The sequence below is a fragment of the Pontivivens nitratireducens genome, assembly GCF_014235845.1.
GTDB lineage: Bacteria > Pseudomonadota > Alphaproteobacteria > Rhodobacterales > Rhodobacteraceae > Pontivivens > Pontivivens nitratireducens.
Window position 1 is genome coordinate 115148 of the sequence record NZ_JACJUQ010000006.1, and the last position, 18422, is coordinate 133569.

Annotated in this window: 17 protein-coding genes; 10 read left to right on the top strand and 7 right to left on the bottom strand. The window is 61.7% G+C overall.

Annotated features, from left to right (window positions below):
- Positions 1–55 precede the first annotated feature (55 nt).
- On the bottom strand, positions 56–817 hold the full coding sequence (locus H1S03_RS08960; protein ID WP_185804126.1) for a glucose 1-dehydrogenase: 762 nt from the start codon (positions 815–817) through the stop codon (positions 56–58).
- Positions 818–943: 126 nt separating this feature from the next.
- On the opposite strand from H1S03_RS08960, the gene H1S03_RS08965 reads away from it, so the two are divergent.
- Positions 944–2272, top strand: a complete 1329-nt coding sequence (locus H1S03_RS08965) for a TetR/AcrR family transcriptional regulator (protein WP_185804127.1) — start codon at positions 944–946, stop codon at positions 2270–2272.
- 80 nt (positions 2273–2352) lie between these two features.
- Here the strand turns inward: H1S03_RS08965 and H1S03_RS08970 are convergent, their stop codons facing one another.
- Genes H1S03_RS08970 through H1S03_RS08995 form a run of 6 tightly spaced genes read right to left on the bottom strand, consistent with a single transcriptional unit; the run spans position 2353 to position 7336 of the window.
- A complete protein-coding gene (locus H1S03_RS08970) occupies positions 2353–2757 on the bottom strand; it encodes a PaaI family thioesterase (RefSeq protein ID WP_347339220.1) in 405 nt (134 codons plus the stop codon).
- On the bottom strand, positions 2750–3235 hold the full coding sequence (locus H1S03_RS08975; RefSeq protein WP_185804128.1) for a PaaI family thioesterase: 486 nt from the start codon (positions 3233–3235) through the stop codon (positions 2750–2752). Before H1S03_RS08975 ends, H1S03_RS08970 begins: the two co-directional genes overlap by 8 nt.
- Positions 3236–3247: 12 nt before the next feature.
- Positions 3248–4051 (bottom strand): enoyl-CoA hydratase-related protein, encoded by an 804-nt coding sequence (locus H1S03_RS08980; protein ID WP_185804129.1) that lies wholly within the window; start codon positions 4049–4051, stop codon positions 3248–3250.
- Positions 4044–4898, bottom strand: coding sequence for an SDR family NAD(P)-dependent oxidoreductase (locus tag H1S03_RS08985; RefSeq protein WP_185804130.1), 855 nt, complete (start codon positions 4896–4898; stop codon positions 4044–4046). Before H1S03_RS08985 ends, H1S03_RS08980 begins: the two co-directional genes overlap by 8 nt.
- A gap of 10 nt (positions 4899–4908) precedes the next feature.
- Positions 4909–6108 carry an acyl-CoA dehydrogenase family protein gene (locus tag H1S03_RS08990; protein WP_185804131.1) on the bottom strand — a complete coding sequence of 400 codons (1200 nt, stop codon included), beginning with the start codon at positions 6106–6108 and terminating at the stop codon, positions 4909–4911.
- 13 nt (positions 6109–6121) lie between these two features.
- Positions 6122–7336 (bottom strand): acyl-CoA dehydrogenase family protein, encoded by a 1215-nt coding sequence (locus tag H1S03_RS08995; RefSeq protein WP_185804132.1) that lies wholly within the window; start codon positions 7334–7336, stop codon positions 6122–6124.
- Between the two features lie 136 nt (positions 7337–7472).
- Between H1S03_RS08995 and H1S03_RS09000 the strand changes: the two genes are divergently transcribed.
- The 9 genes from H1S03_RS09000 to H1S03_RS09040 all read left to right on the top strand — a co-directional run bounded on the left by H1S03_RS09000 (position 7473) and on the right by H1S03_RS09040 (position 18417).
- Entirely contained in the window at positions 7473–8258 is a 786-nt protein-coding gene (locus H1S03_RS09000) for an enoyl-CoA hydratase-related protein (protein ID WP_185804133.1), read from the top strand.
- Positions 8259–8278: 20 nt separating this feature from the next.
- A complete protein-coding gene (locus tag H1S03_RS09005) occupies positions 8279–10078 on the top strand; it encodes an acyclic terpene utilization AtuA family protein (RefSeq protein WP_185804134.1) in 1800 nt (599 codons plus the stop codon).
- A gap of 11 nt (positions 10079–10089) precedes the next feature.
- A complete protein-coding gene (locus tag H1S03_RS09010) occupies positions 10090–11559 on the top strand; it encodes an acetyl-CoA carboxylase biotin carboxylase subunit (protein ID WP_185804135.1) in 1470 nt (489 codons plus the stop codon).
- Positions 11559–12062 carry an acyl-CoA carboxylase biotin carboxyl carrier protein subunit gene (locus H1S03_RS09015; protein WP_221892650.1) on the top strand — a complete coding sequence of 168 codons (504 nt, stop codon included), beginning with the start codon at positions 11559–11561 and terminating at the stop codon, positions 12060–12062. The genes H1S03_RS09010 and H1S03_RS09015 overlap by 1 nt, the downstream gene beginning before the upstream one ends.
- A gap of 2 nt (positions 12063–12064) precedes the next feature.
- The gene (locus H1S03_RS09020; protein WP_185804137.1) at positions 12065–13672 is read left to right on the top strand and encodes an acyl-CoA carboxylase subunit beta; all 1608 of its coding nucleotides are present in this window, start codon (positions 12065–12067) and stop codon (positions 13670–13672) included.
- A gap of 339 nt (positions 13673–14011) precedes the next feature.
- Positions 14012–15196 (top strand): lipid-transfer protein, encoded by a 1185-nt coding sequence (locus H1S03_RS09025; protein WP_166188221.1) that lies wholly within the window; start codon positions 14012–14014, stop codon positions 15194–15196.
- Positions 15197–15220: 24 nt separating this feature from the next.
- Positions 15221–16051, top strand: a complete 831-nt coding sequence (locus tag H1S03_RS09030; protein WP_185804138.1) for an SDR family NAD(P)-dependent oxidoreductase — start codon at positions 15221–15223, stop codon at positions 16049–16051.
- Between the two features lie 134 nt (positions 16052–16185).
- Entirely contained in the window at positions 16186–16815 is a 630-nt protein-coding gene (locus H1S03_RS09035; protein ID WP_185804139.1) for a TetR/AcrR family transcriptional regulator, read from the top strand.
- A 3-nt stretch (positions 16816–16818) separates the two neighbouring features.
- Positions 16819–18417: an acyl-CoA carboxylase subunit beta gene (locus H1S03_RS09040; protein ID WP_185804140.1), complete on the top strand. Its 1599-nt coding sequence runs from the start codon at positions 16819–16821 to the stop codon at positions 18415–18417.
- Positions 18418–18422: the final 5 nt, after the last annotated feature.

An 18422-nucleotide genomic window follows, 5' to 3' on the forward strand; every position in this document is an offset into this window, starting at 1 on the left:
TAACTTTGTACACGGATCGGCGGCCATGCCCAGTGAGAAGCATGGCCGCCAGCGATCATCCGTGCATGGACAGACCGCCCGAAACCGAAATCACCTGGCCGGTGATGAATCCGGCGTCATCGGACGACAGGAAGCAGATGACCCCGGGATAATCCGTGGGCTGTGCCAGACGCTTCATCGGAATGGCCCGCTTCAGCCCCTCCGCGATTTTCTGGCCGGCTTCGCCCTGTGCAACCTGGGCGAACAGCGGCGTATCGGTCGGTCCCGGTGCGACGGCGTTCAGCTGGACACCCTTGCGTGCGAGCTCACGTGCAACGGTTTTCGTGAACGAGATGATGCCGCCCTTGCAAGCGGAATACACAGCCTCACCCGACGAGCCGACACGGCCCGCATCCGATGCGATGTTGACCACGCGGCCGCCACCGTTCTTGACCATGCCCGGCAGCACCGCGTGGTGCATGTTCAGGGGGCCGTAAAGATTGATGTCGATGATCTTTTTCCAGAGATCCTCATCGGTATCCAGGAACGGCTTGATCAGATCCCAGCCGGCATTGTTCACCAGCACGTCGATCGGGCCGCCAGCCTCGAACTCCGCAACTGCCTTGTCGACCTGTGCGCGGTCGGTGATGTCAGCCTTGAAGGCGGACGCCTTTCCACCGGCATCAACGATCAGTTGTGCGGTTTCGCGTGCTCCATCCTCGTTCATATCGAAAACAGCAACCTCGGCACCTTCTTCGCCGAACCGTTCGCAGACAGCGCGCCCGATGCCGCTGCCACCGCCGGTCACGATTACACGTTTTCCACTCAATCCTCGCATATGGAGGTCCTCCTCTTTCGCTGGCGTCATTACAAAGAACTTGATTCGAGCGTCCTTTCGCGTATTCTAACACTTGTTAGATTTATTGCAATGGACAGCCTTGTCACTGACAAGTATCGACTATGAATGGTGAGGCAGTTTGATGACGACACGCAAACCGACGATGATTTGAGCAAGTCGGAGAGGACACGCGGAGACATTCTCGCAGCGGCTGCCTGCCTTTTCCGTCACGAAGGTTACTATGCGACAACGATGCGCAGCATCGCGCAGGAAACCGGTATCGAAGCGGGCAGCATCTACTACCATTTCGACTCGAAGGACCAGATATTGAGCGAGGTGCTCGATATCGGTGTTCGCGCGCTCTATGAACAGGTCAGCAGCATAATTCGCGCTAACAAGGGCCATCCGGAGCGGTTTCGCGAGACATTCGCGCAGCTCATCGAAACGCATCTGACCTATCTGTTGACGACAAGTGACTATACCTCGGCCAATATCCGGAATTATCCGATGTTGTCGGACGAGGCTCGCGCGCCCCACCGGGATCTGCGTGCCTCCTACGCACGGGTCTGGAGCGAATTTCTCGAAGAAGCCAAGGAAGCGGACCTTTTGAGGAGGGACATCTCCGTTTCGGCCATTCGGCAGTTTGTGCTCAGCGCGATGAACTGGACCGTCGAATGGTATGACGTGGACCGGCATCCCGTGCATGTCCTGGCGGAACGCATGAGCAATCTCATACTTGACGGAATGTCATCGCGTCACCGCGCGGATACCGGCGGGTCCAAGATGATCAGTCACATTGCCTACAAGGCCCCTGAGGCGACAGGCAAGGCGGCGAAAACCCGTTCCGATATCCTGCTGGCCGCCGCGCGCGTGCTGCGGGACAATGGTTTCAAGGCGACCACATTGCGGCAGATCGCTGCAGAAGCGGACATGCAGGCGGGCAGTGTCTACTATCATTTCAAATCCAAGGAAGAGATAGTGGACGAGGTTCTGAACGCGGGATTGAGCGATTTGCTATCCGGTGTCAGCGCCGCGGTAGAAGAGTTTCACGAACCTTACGACCATTACGCCAGGATCGCGACGGCCATCTGGACGCATCTGGATTTCCTGTTCAAGGCGAGCGAATTCACGTCCGCCAATATCAGAAGTTATGGGATGCTGCCCAACCACTTCAGGGAAAGACACGGCAAAATCCGGCATGATTACGGAAGGCTCTGGGACAGAATACTCAGAGACGCGCAAAAGGACGACGCGATCAGATCGGATATCAAGATCGTTCCCCTGCGGCAGGTGATGCTGGGCGCCCTGAACTGGACGGTGGAGTGGTTCGATCCAAACAGGACGGGCGCGGACGGCTACCTTTCCCTTCCCGAATTCTCCGAAATGCTCATCAAGCTGCTGCTCGAAGGGATTTGCAACAGAGCGGACCCCACCGAACAGGTGCAGATCCACTGAGTTCTGCGCTGGCGCGGCCCCCGTCCCGATCAGACGAGAGGCCGGCCCGCCCGGTCAGGGGGATCAGGTCAGAAGCCAGATCACACCAGAAGGAAGTGATATAGCCCTTCTGCGATCGGTTTTTCCCGCTCTATCTGCCAGGTAATCACGCTGAGGCTGGCGATGCGCTTGCCCTTGCGGGTGACATCGGCGCGGGCATATAGCGGCCCCTTCATGCCCGGTCTGAGGTAATCCACCGTTAGATTGATCGGCTTGGCCGGAACGTCCGCGAAATCGGGATGGACGGCGATGGCGGCCGTCGCCTCCATGAAGCTGGCGATGATGCCGCCGTGGTAATGCTCCATGACCGGGTTTCCGATATGGCGTGATTCAAAGGTCATCTCCGCTTCGGCATGCAGGTTGTCCAGGCTTTGCACCTCGAAGTTGAGAAACCGGAAGAACGGAACCCGGGAGACATTGGCATTGACGGTTTGCAAATCAATCACGGGTTTTTCCTTTTGTCATCGCGTCAAACAGGCTGACGTCGCCGCGGGTCAATGCAAACGAGGCGGTTCCACGGGCGATTTCCGCGTCCTCATGGCCATCGAAACAGATACTGCCGGAATTGAAGGCGATATGCCGGGTTTTCCGAAAGCAATGCGCGCGAACGATGACATCCGAGCGGGAGCGCGCCGGGCGCAGATAGTCAACTCTGAGGTCCAGGGTCGCCATGGTGCTGACCCCTTCGATGGACACGAAGTTCGCCAGCCCGAAGACACTGTCCAGCAGGGCCGTCAGGATGCCGCCATGCAGCAGGGTTTGATCGCTGTCGACACAGAAGTCTGGATTGAACGGCATGCGGACCCGAACCCCCTCGGAGGAGACGTCTTCGATATCGAGCGCCATGTGGGTGATCAGGCCCTTGCCACGCGCATTCCACATCTGCGCGATCTGTTCCATTTTCGTCTTGCTGATGTCAGACATGCGGTCTTTCCTTTAGCGCCCGGTAAAGCTGGGTTTTCGTTTTTCCATAAACGCGGAGACCGCCTCATGGTGGTCCTCGGTCTGATGCATCAGCGCCTGATAGGCCGCTGCGGAATTCAGGAAATCAGGCAGATCCATCCGTTCGGCGTTGCGCATCAGGCGCTTGGCAACCCGTACAGCACGCGGCGGCTTGGCTGCAATGACCGACGCCCGTTCGCGTGCCCGTTCCATGAGGTTTTCATGGGGCACGACATCCAGAACCATACCGATTTCAAGCGCCTCCTTCGCCTCGACCATACGGCCCGAGAATGTCAGGTCGGCGGCCCGTTGATGGCCCAGACGGCGCAGCATGAACCAACTGCCCGCATCGCCCGGAATGATCCCGAGGTTCAGGAACACCTCGCCGAACTTCGCTTTCTCGGATGCAATGCGCATGTCGCACATCATCGTCAGATCGCATCCCGCGCCGACCGCAGGGCCGTTGACCGCCGCGATGGTGGGGATGTCCATGTTGTAGAGCGCCTGCGGCAGGCGCTGCACGCCGTTGACATAGCTTTCGGCGGCGGCCAGCGGTTCCTTGCGGAAAATGCCGTCGGGATCGTTCATTTCCTTGATATCGCCGCCGGCGCAGAATGCCGTGCCGGCACCGGTCAGGATCATGACGCTGACCTGCGGATCGGCCTGCACCTTCGCGAAGGTATCCAGAAGGGCCGAAATCATTTCGTTTCCGGTAATCGGATTGCGACGCTCCGGATCGTTCAGCGTAACGGTGGCAATCCTGTCAGCGATATTCAGAAGGACAATGGGTTCACTCATCTTTTCCGTCTCCGCGCTCGCGTTTGTCGAACATATCGGGGTTGATCATATCGCGCGCGTCATGACCCATGTGAAGGGTTTCGCCGCCATCGACATAGATGTCCTCACCGGTGATGAAGTTCCCCAGATCAGACGCGAGGAAAATGATGGTGCCGGCGATGTCCTCGGCCATGCCCATCCGGTTGAGGACCGAGCGGTTCAGCTGTTTCCACCGCTCGGGCGGGATGGGATAGCGGCCAAGCGCTTCGGTCTTGATCGTGCCCGGCGCGACGCAATTGAGGCGAATGCCATACTCGCCCCATTCGGCGGCAAGCGTCTTCATCATGCCGGTAACACCCGCGCGGGCGGCAACGGTGTGGGTAAACCCGGTAAGTGCGGTCCGCCCTGAAATCGCAGTAACGAACACGACCGATCCGCCGTTATCATACATGAAATGATCGGCGGCTGCGCGGGTCATCTGCCATGACCCGATCAGGTTGTTGCGGATCACCGCCTCGAAGCCCTTGTTGGTGATATCGCGCGCAGCGGCGATGTACTGCCCGCCTGCATTGTTCACCAGCACGTCAAGCTGCCCGTAATGTTCCTTGATGCGGCCCATCGCGTTTTCGATGCTGTCCTCGTCGCGGGTGTCGCCAGGAACGACGAACGCCTCTCCACCCGCTGCACGGATCATTTCGGCAGTCTCCTCCAGCGGTTCCTCGCGGCGCGCGAACAGCGCCAGTCTGGCCCCGCAGGAGGCCATTTCCAGTGCCGTTGCCCGGCCCATTCCCGAACCCGATCCGGTGACAAGGGCCACCTGGCCCGCCATCAGATCCGGTGCATAACGCGATGTCTTTTTCTCGCTCATGTTTTCACTCTCAGTTTTTCAGAAGTTCGCCGGAAATGATCAGCTTGCGCACTTCCTGAGTGCCCGCGCCAACCTCCAGAACACGGCCCGTGCGGTAAAGCCGGTTCACTTCCGTGTCGCGCATGTAGCCCGACCCGCCGTGGATCTGGACGGCCTTGTCCAGCACGAATGACGTGACCTCGGCGGCCTTGAAGATCGCGGCGGCGGTCAGCTTGTGAATTTCGCCGCGTCCGCCTTCGCCCTCCTTCAGGCCCTCGCACATCGCGACGGTTTTCAGCGACAGGCTGCGCGCCGCCTCAAGCTGTGTGTACATGTCGGCCAGCATCGCCTGCACCATCTGGAAGCTGGCGATCGGCTTGCCGAACTGCTGGCGCGTCTTGGCGTAGTCGATGGAGATATCCAGCGCCCGCTGTGCAATGCCCAGGGCGTTGAAGCAGACGATAGCGCGCTCCAGGTCCAGCCCCGACATCGTGACCGCCACACCGCCGTCCAGCTTGCCCACCATGTTCTTGGCGGGCACGCGGCAATCCTGGAAAACCAGCTCCCCGGTCGGCGACCCGCGAAAACCCATCTTGTTGAGCTTCTGCGCCACCTTGAAACCGGGTGTGTCCGTCTCGACGATGAAGGCTGAAATCCCCTTGGCGCCCTTTTCGGGTGAGGTCTTGGCATAGACCAGCACCAGATCGGCAATCGGCCCGTTGGTGATATAGATCTTTGACCCGTTCAGGATGTAGTCGTCGCCATCCTTCCTGGCCGTGGTGCGCATTGAGCCGAGCGCGTCGGACCCGGCACCCGGTTCGGTCAGGCCCAGTGCGCCGACCAGCGTGCCGTTGCATAGCCCCGGCAGATATTTGCGGCGCAGATCGTCATTGGCGTTGCGGTAGATATTGTTGACGCACAGGTTGTCATGCGCCACATGCGTCAGCCCGATCGCGGCAGAGGCGCGCGACAGTTCTTCGGTGATGATGCAGGCGGAGGTAAAATCGAGCCCGGCACCGCCGAATTCCGGCGGCACGTTCAGGCCGAGATACCCCATCTCCCCCAGCTTGGGAAAGACGGAGGGCGGCAGGTCGTCGGTGTCGTCCATTTCCGCGTTCAGGTGGTGGAACTCGGACATGAAGAACTTGCCGGCCTGATCGGCCAGCGCCTGCTGTTCATCCGTCTTGAAATGAGTCGGAAGGTCGATGTCGTTGCGCAGTTGCTTGTTCATGATCTTGTCCCCCTCAGGCGCGCAGCAGTTCTTCGGCGATGATGATCTTGCGCACTTCACTGGTGCCCGCGCCGATCTCCAACAGCTTGTTTGCGCGGAACAGCCGGTTGATTTCGGTGTCCTGCATGTAGCCGGAGCCGCCATGGATGTGGCAGGCCTCGGTGACGGCCTTGTTGAACGCCTCACCCGCGTACAGGCAGGCGGCGGCGGTCAGCTTGTGAATCTCACCACGCCCACCGGCCCCCTTGGGAAGGCCGACACAGGCAGCCAGCGCGCGATAGCTGAAGGCGCGCGCGGTTTCGACCTCGGTATAGATCTCGGCCAGTTTCGACTGCACCATCTGGAAACTTGCGATCGGCTTGCCGAATTGTTCGCGGATCTTGGCGTATTCCAGACCCAGCTCCAGCGCGCGGTCGGCCATGCCAACGCAGAGCGAGGCGACCATCGCTCGTTCCAGATCCAGCCCGCTCATCACCACCGCGACGCCGCTGTTTTCAGCGCCCAGCATTGCGGAGGCCGGCACCCGGCAATCCTCGAATACCAGTTCCCCGGTCGGAGAACCGCGAAAGCCCATCTTGTCGAGCTTTTGCGCCACCTTGAATCCGGGATTGTCGGTGTCGATGATAAAGGCCGAAATGCCCTTGGCGCCTTTGGACTTGTCGGTTTTGGCGTAGAGCAGGATCACGTCCGCGATCGGCCCGTTCGTGATGTAGATCTTGGAGCCATTGATGATGTAGTCGTCGCCATCGCGACGCGCCGTGGTCGCCATGGAGCCAAGCGCATCGGACCCGGCACCGGGCTCGGTCAGCCCCAGCGCTCCGACCAGATCACCGGAACACAGGCCCGGCACATACTTCTTTATCTGTTCCTCGGACCCGTTGCGCAGCAGGTTGTTCAGGCAAAGATTGTCATGCGCCCCGTGCGACAGCCCCACGGCCGGATTCCATTTCGAGATCACTTCGGACACCAGCGCCTGCGTGAATTCGTTCTGGCCCGATCCGCCGAATTCCTCGGGCGCGGTGATTCCCAGAAGGCCAAGCTCCCCCATCTGTTTGAACAGATCGTCGGGCCACCATTCCTCCGCGTCCATGCGGGCCTGCAGCGGGTGCAGCACCTCGCGCGAAACGCGGTCCACATGATCGACGATCTGGCGCTGCTCATCGGTCAATGAATAGTTGGCCCTGATGGCTTCCAAGGCTGCCATGTCAGGTTCGTTCTGGCTGGTCATTATCGTTCCTCCCCGAACAGAATGACATCTGTAGTGTTGACCAAAATCAAACACATGTTAGAAAATAGATCAAGGCAAGCTTTTCGCGACCTGACGTTGCAAGCAAGGCAATTGCCAATGCGGGGAGGTTCTGGAGATGGCTGAGAACGTCGTACAATCGCAGGCGCGAGGGCATGAAACGCGCATCACGATTTGCCGCCCCGAACGGCGCAACGCCATGAACCGCGATGTGGCTGAGGGCATGATTGCCGCGCTTCAGGCGGCCGAGGCTGACGCCAATTGCCGGGTGATCGTATTGACCGGCGCGGGGGAGCTAGCCTTTTGCGCGGGCGGCGATCTCAAGGCGGGGGCCGAAGGGGGCCCGTTCGTTCAGGACCCGGCCGATCCCGAGCATTTTGCCGGTAAGCTGTTCGACGCGATTCAAGCCTGCCGGAAGCCGACCATAGCCCGCATCAACGGTGTCGCCGTCGGCGCGGGCGCGGGGATCGTCTGTGCCTGCGATCTGGCGGTGATGGCGGATCACGCCCGGATCGGAACGCCGGAGGTAAAGGTGGGCCTGTTTCCCATGACCATCGTTCCGCCGATGATGCGCGTGTTGCCACGGCGCAGATTGATGGAGATGTTCATCACCGGCGTCCCCCTGACCGCCGAGGAATCGCTGCGCTATGATCTGGTCAATTATGTGACGGATGGAGCCGGGCTGGATGACAAGATTTCGGAACTGGTTGACCAGATCGCCGCCCAGTCGCCCACTGCCATTCGGCTGGGCAAATATGCCTGCCACGCGATGCAGGACATGACCTATCCGCAGCAGATGCGCTTTGCCGAAACGCTGTTGCCGCGCGTGGCACAGACAGAAGATGCGCGCGAGGGCTTCGATGCTTTCATCGCGAAACGCAAACCTGAATGGACGGGCCGCTGATACGGCGCTGAGGAGGGAATATGTCAGATCGAAAACTGCGCATCGGATGCGCCTCCGGGTTCTGGGGCGATACGCCCGAAGCGGCTGGCCAGTTGGTTTCCGGCGGACAGATCGACTATCTGGTGTTCGATTATCTGGCGGAAGTCACGATGTCCCTGATGGCGCGCGCCCGTGCCAAGTCGCCTGAGGCGGGCTTTGCGCCGGATTTCGTCAAGACGCTCGTGCCGTTGCTTCCGCAAATCAAGGCCAAGGGCATCAAGGTCGTGGCCAATGCCGGTGGTGTAAACCCGCGCGGCTGCCGCGATGCGCTGGCCAAGGCCGCCGCCGAGGCTGGAATCGACCTGTCCATCGGTGTGGTTCTGGGCGACGATCTGTCAGGGCAGGCCGGTGATATTCGCGCACGCGGTCAGCGGGAAATGTTCTCCGGCGTGGATTTTCCCGACGATATCTGGAGCATGAATGCCTATCTGGGTGCCCGCCCCATCGCGACCGCGCTGGATGCGGGGGCCGATATCGTGATCACCGGACGCTGCGCTGACAGTGCCGTGGCGCTGGGCCCACTCATGCACGAATTCGGCTGGAGCGATGAGGATTGGGACAAGCTCAGCCAGGGATCGCTGGCAGGCCATTTGATCGAATGCGGTCCTCAGGGAACCGGGGGCAACTTCACCGACTGGCGCGACGTGCCGGGATGGGACAATATGGGCATGCCCATCGTTGAAGTGTCCGAGGATGGCAGCTTCGTCATGACAAAAACCCCCGATACCGGCGGGTTGGTTGTGCCGGGATCGGTCGGCGAACAGATGCTCTACGAGATCGGCGATCCGCGGGCCTATCTGCTGCCGGACGTGATCTGCGACTGGTCCGGTGTCACGCTCGAACAGGTCGGTCCCGATCAGGTGCTGGTCAAGGGGGGCAGGGGACTGGGGCGCACCGACAGCTACAAGGTTTCGGCCACCCATGCCGACGGCTGGCGCGCGGTCACCACTCTGACGCTCGCCGCCATTGACGCCCCGGCGAAGGCCGAGCGTGTGGCCGAGGCGATCCTGACCCGCTGCCGCCGGATTTTCCGCGACAGGAACTTGGGCGATTTCCGACAGGTCAGCGTTGAGGTTCTGGGGGCCGAAGCCGCCTATGGCGCCAACGCCCGCGCCAAGACCCGCGAAGTGGTGCTCAAGATCGGCGCGGTGCATGAGGATCGCAGCGCGCTCAACATTTTTGCCGGGGAAATCGCGCCCATGGCCATTTCCACGGCGCAGGGCCTGACCGGATTTTTCGCCGGGCGCCCGAAGGTGCAGCCGGTGGTTCGCCTGTTCTCCTTCCTGCAGGACAAGGCTGACACCCCCGTTGAGGTCGAGGTGGACGGAACGCAGGTGCCCGTCACCGTATCGACAAATTCGGTCACGCTCGATCCGCCGTCGGGGCCGCAGGTGGAAAGCAGCAAGGCCGGGCCTGACGCCGTCAACGTGCGGCTTGTCGATCTGGCGTGGGGTCGGTCGGGTGACAAGGGCGACATCGCCAATATCGGCATCCTGGCGCGCAAGCCGGAATATCTGCCCTACATCCGCTCCTCGCTTACCGAGGAAAGGGTGAAGGACTATTTCGCGCATCTGTGCCACGGTGCGGTCGAACGTTTCGACCTGCCGGGAAGCCATGCGCTGAACTTCCTGCTGCATGAATCACTGGGCGGCGGCGGTATCGCCTCTGTCCGCATCGACCCGCAGGGCAAGGGCTTTGCGCAGATGCTGCTGGACATCGAGATTCCCGTACCGGCCGATCTGGCCGCAAGGGACGGGCTTCATTCCGCCGAGAGCGCATGAAAGGAAGTAAGATGAGTATTTCCAAACTGCTGGTCGCCAACAGGGGGGAGATCGCTGCACGTGTCTTGCGCACCGCCAAGGCACGCGGCCTTGCCACCGCCGTGTTGCGCCACCCGTCCGAGCAGGAGGGACCGGCCCATCTGATAGCGGACGAGGTCGTGAGCATCGACGGCCCCACCCCCGTTGCCGCCTATCTCGACATCCCGCAGATCGTCGAGGTCGCGGAAAGGATTGGCGCGGACGCGGTGCATCCGGGCTATGGCTTCCTGTCGGAAAATGCAGGCTTCGTCGCGGCACTTGAGCAAGCCAGCGTCACCTTCGTCGGCCCCACATCCGAGGTCATCGACCTGATGGGCGACAAGGTGCGGGCCCGCGGCTTCGTCGAGGAGCGCGGCTTCCCGGTTGCGCCATCGGCCATCGAGGATGACGACCCCGCCACCTTCGTCGAACGCTCCCGCGCGGTGGGCTATCCGCTGCTGATCAAGCCCTCGGCGGGCGGCGGCGGCAAGGGAATGCGCGTCGTGCGTGAGGACAGCGCACTGGAATCCGAGATCGAGACCGCACGCCGTGAGGGCGAGCGCTATTTCGGTGACGGTCGTCTGTTCGTCGAACGCTACATCGAACGCCCGCGCCATATCGAGGTGCAAGTCATGGGTGACGGGCAGGGCAATGTCGTTCATTTCTGGGAACGCGAATGCTCGATCCAGCGCCGGTTTCAGAAGATCATCGAGGAAACGCCGTCTCCGGCGCTCTCGGCGCAGCAGCGTCTGGACATCTGCGAAACCGCCGCCGGGATCGCGCGCGCGGTCAACTATCGCGGGGCCGGAACCGTCGAGTTCATCTATGCGCAGGACGGGTCCTTCTATTTCTTGGAAATGAACACGCGCCTACAGGTCGAGCATCCCGTGACGGAGATGGTCACCGGCTTCGACCTCGTCGCGGAACAGCTGCGCATCGCGGCGGGTGAGGGGCTGAGCGCCGCGCAGGACGACATTGCGCAGTCCGGTCACTCGATCGAGCTGCGCATCTGCGCCGAGGACGCAACGGAGGATTTCCGCCCCGCCATCGGGGACATCCTGCTGCTGGACGAACCGCAGGGCACAGGCGTGCGAGTTGACAGCGGCATCCTGGGGGGTGGTAAGGTCACCACCGATTTCGACCCGATGCTGTCCAAGCTGATCGTTCACGCCCCGGACCGTACACAGGCCATCGCGCGGGCGCGACAGGCGGTGCAGAATTACGTTATCCTGGGCGTTACGACCAATACAGGCTATCTGGATGCGATCCTGGCGCACCCGGATTTTGCTTCGGGTGACATCTCGACCGGATTTCTGGCCGAACAGGCGGATACGCTGACAGCACCGGGCGAGGACATATCAGACTTGCTGATCGCCGCGACCGCTCTGTCGGACGACCGGCTGGTGGGCGAAGTCATGCAGATACCTGAGATGCACCGTAAAATGGGCGGGTGGAGAAACTGATGCGGCGGATATTCCAGATCGACGGCGAAGAGACCGAATGCTGGCTGTCGCATGACGGCACCAACCTGATTGTAAACATGCCCGATGGCTCGGTTCCCTGCCGGTTGGACCCGACAAGCGAACCGGGCGGTTATGTCCTGCGCGCACGCGGGCGTGTGCAGGAATTGCGTCTGGCCGTCGGACCTGACGCAACTTTTGTGCATCTGAACGGCCGTGCATATGCGATCGGGCGGGTTGATCCCGCAGAACGTCTGGCCGGAAGTGATAGTGGCGCGGCCGACGATCGCATCATCGCGCCGATGCCTGGTGTGGTCGTGGCGGTGAACGCCAAACCCGGCGATCAGGTCAAGGAAGGCCAGATCCTGCTCGTCATCGAAAGCATGAAACTCGAAACCAGCCTGGCCGCACCGCGCGACGGGGTGGTTGCTGAAATACCATTTGCCGCAGGTGACAGTTTCGGGCTGAAGGCCACGCTCGCCCAACTGGCCCCCGAGGAGGACTGACCATGCGCCGGATCGAAAGCCAGATTGACACGAATGCTCCCGACTTCAAGGCCAACCATGCGGCCATGACCGAGCGGTTGAAGGAGTTCCACGCCCGCCAGCACGCGGCGCGTTTCGAGCGCCCTCAGCGCGATATCGACCGCCTCGCCCGTCAGAACAAGCTGGGCGTGCGGGAGCGGCTGAAGCTGCTGCTGGACCCCGGCACGCCGTTCCTGGAGTTCTCGACCCTCGCCGCCTGCCGCGAATATGACGGTGCGGTGCCCGGTGCCGCCGTGGTGACGGGCATCGGCATCGTGCAGGGGCGCGAGGTCGCCATTCACGCCAACGACGCCAGCGTCAAGGGCGGTGCGTGGTATCCGCATACCGTCAAGAAAATCGTGCGGCTGCTGGATGTCGCGCTGGAAAACCGCTTGCCGGTCATTCACATCTGCGACAGCGCCGGCGGCTTCCTGCCGCTGCAACACGGCGTCTTTCCCGACCGTTATCTGGGCGGGCGGGTGTTTCGCAATCAGGTCAAGTTGAGTCAGGCCAACATCCCGCAGGTCGCCATCGTCGGCGGGCACTGCACGGCGGGCGGCGCTTATGTGCCGACGCTCAGCGATTACAACGTCATCATCGAGGGCACCGGAGCGATCTTCCTCGGCGGTCCACCGCTGGTCAAGGCCGCGACCGGCGAGGAGGTCGGCGTTCAGGAACTGGGCGGGGCGGTCATGCACACCTCTGTCTCGGGCACCGGCGACTACCGCGCCGCCACCGAGGAACACGCCTTTTCACTGGCACGCGAAATTGTCAGCCAGTGGAAGCGCACGCCGAAGACAATCATCGAGACCGCCTCCTTCGAGGAGCCATACTACGAGCCGAAAGAGCTATACGGGATCATCCCCAAGGACCGGAAGACCCAGTTCGACATGCGTGAGGTTCTGGCCCGGATCGTGGACGGTTCGCGCTTTCACGAATATCAGCCCGATTACGGCACCACGATGATCTGCGGTTATGCCCATATCTGGGGCTACAAGGTGGGGATTCTCGCCAATAACGGGGTGCTGTTCAACGACAGTTCGCTCAAGGCCGCGCATTTCATACAGCTTTGCAACCAGAACCGGACGCCTCTGGTCTTCTTCCAGAACATTACGGGCTACATGGTGGGTCGCGAATATGAGGAACGCGGCATCGCGAAGGACGGCGCAAAGATGCTGATGGCGCAGGGTGGGTCGGTCGTGCCGAAATTCACCGTGATCGCCAATGCCTCGTACGGGGCGGGCAATTACGGGATGTGCGGACGGGCCTGGGATGCGCGTACGCTGTTCATGTGGCCGCAGGCAGAGATCGGCGTGATGGGGGCGGATCAGGCAGCGAACACCATGGCCGACGTCAAGATCCGGCAGCTTGAGCGCGAAGGCAAGAAGCTGAGCGATGAGGAAATCGCCGCCATTCGCGACCCCGTGCTGGAAAAATTCCGCCACGATGTTGAGGCCTATACCTCTACCTCAGAGCTGTGGGATGATGGCATCCTCGACCCGGCGGACACGCGCAATGCGCTGGGCATGTCCATCTCCGCCTCGCTGAACGCGCCGATCGACGATCCGCATTACGGCATATTCCGGCTGTGACAACCAGGTCCGGCGCGCTTCGGCGCCCCGGATCGCCCCGCTACCCTTTCGGGGTGGCGGGCGCGTCGTTTTGTGGCGCGTTCGGGCCTCGACGCTGAGCGAGCGTTGCCGGGAATAGCGCCAGAAAATCTGCGAATTCCGGACGATACGCCATTCACGCTGTCCTTCGGCCCGCGCGGTGCGAATGCCCGAACATATGCATGGGTCCGGAACCCGATACCCTACGTCACGAAGCGATTTTGTTGACAGAGCCAAGCGTGGCTATGTAATTTCTAACAAACGGTAGAAAATGCGAGTCCGCCCGATCCGTCGTGGCCGGCTCGAACCTGGGAGAGAGACATGACAGATAAGGCTTATGTGGTTGGCGTGGGGATGGTCCCGTTCCAGAAGCCTGGAAAATCCGATAGCTATGACGTGATGGCCGCCACGGCCACCCGCTCCGCTCTGGCAGATGCGGGGCTGGATTACGACAGCGTCCAGCAGGCCTATGTGGGCTATGTCTATGGCGACAGCACAAGCGGCCAGCGGGCGCTGTACCATGTCGGCATGACCGGGATTCCGGTTGTGAACGTGAACAACAACTGCTCGACCGGTTCATCCGCCCTGTTCCTGGCCCGTCAGGCCGTTGAAAGCGGCGCGGTGGAATGTGCGCTGGCTCTGGGGTTCGAGCAGATGCAGCCCGGCGCACTTGGCGCGATGTTCCCGGATCGGATCAGCCCGTTCACGGCGTTTGACGAGGAAACCGACGATCTGGTGGGTAACTCCGAGATCCCGCTGGCGCTTCGCTATTTCGGTGGCGCGGGCAAGGCGCATATGGATGAGTTCGGCACCTCGATGGAAACCTTCGCGAAAATCCGCGCCAAGGCCAGCCGTCACGCGGCCAAGAACCCCGTCGCCCTGTTCCGGCAGGAAATGACCGCCGAAGAGGTCATGGCCGCTCCGGTCATGTGGCCCGGCGTGATGACACGGCTGATGGCGTGCCCGCCGACCTGCGGTGCGGCTGCGGCAATCATCTGTTCCAAGGAGTTCGCGGACAAGCACGGCCTCGACAGTTCCGTTCGGATCTCGGCGCAGGCCATGACAACGGACGGGCCGGAGACGTTCGGCGCGCACGACATGCGTGAGGTCGTGGGCTTCTCGATGGCCAAGCGTGCTGCCGAGCAGGTCTATGAGGCAGCGGGCATCGGGCCCGACGATGTGGACGTGGTCGAATTGCACGACTGTTTCGCCCACAACGAGCTTATCACCTATGAGGCGCTGGGCCTTTGCGCACGTGGCGATGCGGCCAAATTCGTTGACGATGGTGACAATACCTATGGCGGCAAATTCGTGACCAACCCGTCGGGCGGTCTTTTGTCCAAGGGGCATCCGCTGGGTGCGACCGGCCTTGCGCAGTGCACGGAACTGGTCCAGCAGCTTCGCGGTCAGGCCGATGCGCGTCAGGTCGACGGGGCGCGTCTTGCGCTCCAGCATAACCTTGGCCTCGGCGGGGCCTGTGTGACCACGCTTTACGAAAAAGTCTGACAGCGCCATTCGGAAGGATAAGCCATGACTGATAAACTTGACGGGCGCGTGGCGCTGGTCTCCGGCTCCGGCCGGGGCATCGGACGGGAAATCGCGCTCAAGCTGGCCTCGGAAGGGGCGCGGCTGGTGATCAACGATCTGGATGCCGATCCAGCCAACGAAACAGCCGAAGCAATCCGCGCCGCCGGTGGCGAAGCGGTGGTTTGTGCGGGCAGCGTGACCGAAGACGGCTTTGCCGAGCGGTTCATCAGCACCGGCGTCGAAAGCTTCGGTGGGCTGGACATCATCGTGAACAACGCAGGCTATACCTGGGACAGCGTCGTTCAGAAGATGACGGACGAGCAGTGGCAGGCGATCATCGACGTTCATATGACCGCGCCGTTCAGGATCCTGCGTGCCGCACAGCCGGTGATCAGCGCCAAGGCCAAGGAAGAAGCCGCCGCCGGGCGCGAGGTCTTCCGCAAGGTGGTGAACATCTCCTCCATCGCGGGGACCGGTGGCAACCCGGGTCAGATCAACTATTCCGCCGCCAAGGCCGGGATCCTGGGGGTCACCCGGACCATGGCCAAGGAGTGGGGCCGCTACAAGGTGAACGTCAACGCAGTGGCCTTCGGCCCGATCCGCACCCGCCTGACTGAGGGCAGCGCGGATGGCGACAGCACGATCACGGTCGAGGAGAAGGAGATCAAAGTGGGCGTGAACCCCGATCTTCTGTCCCAGATGGAGCGCATGATCCCCTTGGGCCGTGTCGGCACACCCGAGGAAGCCGCAGGCGCGGTCTATCTGTTCTGTGCGCCGGAATCGAACTTCATCTCTGGCCAGCACGTCATCTGCGGCGGCGGCTTCGTGATTTAACACCGGCCGGTCGGGACAGCACGAACAGGGTTGTCCCGACCTTCCATATCCAGCGAAATACGAAATAGAGCTTGCCGGATGATGCGGTTCCAGTTACCTAACAGTTGTTAGTTATGGTGGCGCGAAGGGCGATCATGTCCGAACTTGCAGCGAAACAGGCATCACAGGGCGTCCGCAGTCCGGTCGGGCGAGAGGGCGTGCTGGACGTTGCGGCAAAGCTTTTCCGCGAGCAGGGCTACGGGTCCGTATCGCTGAGAAAGATCGCCGAAGCCGCCGGGATCAAGGCAGGCAGTTTATACTACCATTTCGGCTCCAAGGACGAGATTGTCGCGGCCGTCTTGGACGTCGGCATTCAGGTCGTCCACGACAGCATGCGCCAAGCCGTTTCGGCACTGCCCGAAGGCACCGGTGCCGAGGCGAGCCTGCATGCCGCGATCGGCGCCCATCTGCGCGCGCTTCTGGATGTTAGCGACTACACTTCGGCCAATGTGCGTATTTTCGGGCAGGTGCCGCAATCCGTCCGCGATGCCAACCTGCCCACGCGCCGCGCCTATGAGGCCGAATGGGATGCACTGCTGTCCCGGCTTCAGCAGGAGGGCGCGCTGAAGAGCGACGTCGATATTCGCCACCTGCGCCTGATGTTGATCGGCGCGCTGAACGCCACGCTCGATTGGTTCGACCCGGCTCGCGGCAGCGCAGAGGCGCTGTCCCGCACCTATGCCGATGTGTTCCTCAACGGGATACTTGAAAGACAGGATACCTGATACATGGCTCGTCTTGACTCAGCGGTTCTGACCGCATCCGAGACCTTCGCGCGCAATCACGCGGCGCAAAGCGAACGCGTCGAAACCCTGCGCACGCGGATCGCCGAGGCCACGTCGGGCGGTCGCCCCGATATGGTGGAACGCCACCGCAAACGTGGCAAACTTCTGGTGCGCGAACGGATTGACCTGCTGGTGGATCCGGGTACGGCGTTTCTGGAGCTGTCATCGCTGGCGGCCTATGGTCAATATGGTGGGGAGGTTCCCGGCTCCGGCATCGTGACCGGCATCGGTATCGTTCATGGGCTGCCGTGCGTGGTTATCGCGAATGATGCCACGGTCAAGGGCGGCTCCTTCTATCATGAGACGGTGCAAAAGCACATTCGCGCCCAGGAAATCGCGGCTGAGAACAGGTTGCCCTGTCTGTATCTGGTCGATTGCGGCGGGGCCTATCTGCCGGAACAGGATCGGGTCTTTCCCGATGCACGTCATTTCGGCAATTCCTTCTATCGCCAGACCAATATGTCGGCCAGCGGGCTGCCGCAAATCTCCGCCGTGTTCGGCGGCTGCACGGCAGGCGGGGCCTATATTCCGGCCCTGTCGGACGAGCTTATCATGGTGCGCGGCAACGCCCGCATCCATCTGGGCGGGCCATCGATCGTCAAGGTGGCGATCAACGAGGAGGTCGATGGCGAAACCTTGGGCGGCGCCGAAATGCACACCAGCGTCTCCGGTGTTTGCGACCATCTGGCCGAGGATGAATACCATGCCCTCGCCCTGATGCGCGACATCGTGGCCGAGCTGGGTCAATCGCGCCCGATGCAGCCTGACACGCCACCCGCGCCGCCCGCGCATGACCCCTCCGAATTGCTGGGCGTCATCAGCGCCGATCGCAAGGAACCCTATGATATGCGCGAGGTTCTGCTGCGCATGATAGATGCCGGCGAATTTCGTGAGTTCAAGCCGGGCTGGGGCGAAACACTGGTCTGCGGAACGGCCCGCATCCACGGTTTTCGCGTTGGTATCCTGGCCAATAACGGCGCGCTTTTGTCCGAGAGCTCGCTGAAGGGCGCGCAATTCGTATCCATGTGCGACCAGCGCAACATCCCGCTTTTGTTCCTGCACAACATCTCCGGCTTCATGGTCGGCACGGAGGCGGAGCGCGGCGGCATCGCCAAGGACAGCGCCAAGCTGGTCTATGCCATGTCAGTGGCCAAGGTGCCGCGTCTGTCGGTCCTGCTTGGCGGATCCTATGGGGCTGGCAATTACGGCATGTGCGGGCGGGGGTTTGCGCCGAACTTCCTCTTTGCGTGGCCCACGGCGGAACTCGCCACCATGTCCGCCGACATCGCCAGCAATGTGATGCTGGAACTGCGCAGACAAAAGGGCGGTGATCCTGAAAAGATGCAGGCCGATCTGGCGCAGATCGAGGCGCAGGTGCGCGCTCAATACGGCGAACAGTCCGATCCCTATTATGCGACCTCGCGGCTTTGGGATGACGGGCTGATCGAACCGGGTCAGACCCGCGATATCCTCGGCCTGTGCCTGTCCATAGTCTCTTCGGTGCCCGAGGCAGGGCGCCACACGCCCGTCTTCAGAATGTGAGGCCC

What these genes read in the sequence shown, in the direction of transcription:
- H1S03_RS08960 (WP_185804126.1), bottom strand. Translation starts at nt 817, where the DNA reads ATGCGAGGATTGAGTGGAAAACGTGTAATCGTGACCGGCGGTGGCAGC.
- H1S03_RS08965 (WP_185804127.1), top strand. Translation starts at nt 944, where the DNA reads ATGGTGAGGCAGTTTGATGACGACACGCAAACCGACGATGATTTGAGC.
- H1S03_RS08975 (WP_185804128.1), bottom strand. Translation starts at nt 3,235, where the DNA reads ATGTCTGACATCAGCAAGACGAAAATGGAACAGATCGCGCAGATGTGG.
- H1S03_RS08980 (WP_185804129.1), bottom strand. Translation starts at nt 4,051, where the DNA reads ATGAGTGAACCCATTGTCCTTCTGAATATCGCTGACAGGATTGCCACC.
- H1S03_RS08985 (WP_185804130.1), bottom strand. Translation starts at nt 4,898, where the DNA reads ATGAGCGAGAAAAAGACATCGCGTTATGCACCGGATCTGATGGCGGGC.
- H1S03_RS08990 (WP_185804131.1), bottom strand. Translation starts at nt 6,108, where the DNA reads ATGAACAAGCAACTGCGCAACGACATCGACCTTCCGACTCATTTCAAG.
- H1S03_RS08995 (WP_185804132.1), bottom strand. Translation starts at nt 7,336, where the DNA reads ATGACCAGCCAGAACGAACCTGACATGGCAGCCTTGGAAGCCATCAGG.
- H1S03_RS09000 (WP_185804133.1), top strand. Translation starts at nt 7,473, where the DNA reads ATGGCTGAGAACGTCGTACAATCGCAGGCGCGAGGGCATGAAACGCGC.
- H1S03_RS09005 (WP_185804134.1), top strand. Translation starts at nt 8,279, where the DNA reads ATGTCAGATCGAAAACTGCGCATCGGATGCGCCTCCGGGTTCTGGGGC.
- H1S03_RS09010 (WP_185804135.1), top strand. Translation starts at nt 10,090, where the DNA reads ATGAGTATTTCCAAACTGCTGGTCGCCAACAGGGGGGAGATCGCTGCA.
- H1S03_RS09015 (WP_221892650.1), top strand. Translation starts at nt 11,559, where the DNA reads ATGCGGCGGATATTCCAGATCGACGGCGAAGAGACCGAATGCTGGCTG.
- H1S03_RS09020 (WP_185804137.1), top strand. Translation starts at nt 12,065, where the DNA reads ATGCGCCGGATCGAAAGCCAGATTGACACGAATGCTCCCGACTTCAAG.
- H1S03_RS09025 (WP_166188221.1), top strand. Translation starts at nt 14,012, where the DNA reads ATGACAGATAAGGCTTATGTGGTTGGCGTGGGGATGGTCCCGTTCCAG.
- H1S03_RS09030 (WP_185804138.1), top strand. Translation starts at nt 15,221, where the DNA reads ATGACTGATAAACTTGACGGGCGCGTGGCGCTGGTCTCCGGCTCCGGC.
- H1S03_RS09035 (WP_185804139.1), top strand. Translation starts at nt 16,186, where the DNA reads ATGTCCGAACTTGCAGCGAAACAGGCATCACAGGGCGTCCGCAGTCCG.
- H1S03_RS09040 (WP_185804140.1), top strand. Translation starts at nt 16,819, where the DNA reads ATGGCTCGTCTTGACTCAGCGGTTCTGACCGCATCCGAGACCTTCGCG.